Consider the following 410-nt stretch of genomic DNA (forward strand, 5'->3'; position numbering starts at 1 on the left):
CGCTGAGTAGGTGTGGTTGTAAACCACATCCATGATAACGCGGAACCCGTTTCGGTGCGTGGCGCCGTGGTATTACTACCGCCAGAACGAGGATGGTACCCTGTCCGACGGTTCGGGATGCGGCAATGACTTTGCCGCCGAGCGGGAGATGGCTGCATCGTTTATTCTGGATTCGGTCCTCTACTGGACGGAGGAGTACCATATGGATGGATTCCGGATTCCGGTTTGATTTGATGGGGCTGCTTCCCACTGAACTGATGAACCGGATTGGCCGCGCCCTGGATTTGAGATACGGCGCCGGTAAAAAGCTGATCTACGGGGAGCCGTGGGCCGCGGACAGGACTCCTATGGAACCGGGGATCCAGTCTCTTTTCCTGATCCTTAAGTGCCTGGTGGAACCCCGGTTCCAT

At 56.8% G+C, this 410-nt stretch carries 2 protein-coding genes; both read left to right on the forward strand.

Translation table 11 applies throughout. The features are described 5' to 3' along the window. The first annotated feature begins 31 nt into the window (after positions 1–31). Positions 32–229 (forward strand): hypothetical protein, encoded by a 198-nt coding sequence (locus tag NE473_RS32960; protein WP_349769263.1) that lies wholly within the window; start codon positions 32–34, stop codon positions 227–229. Next, on the forward strand, positions 207–410 hold a 204-nt coding region (locus NE473_RS32965; RefSeq protein WP_349769264.1), incomplete at its 3' end, for a hypothetical protein. The genes NE473_RS32960 and NE473_RS32965, both read left to right, overlap by 23 nt.

Source organism: Hungatella sp. SL.1.14 (assembly GCF_024460495.1).
GTDB classification, from domain to species: Bacteria; Bacillota; Clostridia; order Lachnospirales; family Lachnospiraceae; genus Hungatella; species Hungatella hathewayi.

Excerpts from the sequence above, each read along its gene's own strand:
- NE473_RS32960 (WP_349769263.1), top strand. The coding sequence starts at position 32 with ATGATAACGCGGAACCCGTTTCGGTGCGTGGCGCCGTGGTATTACTAC.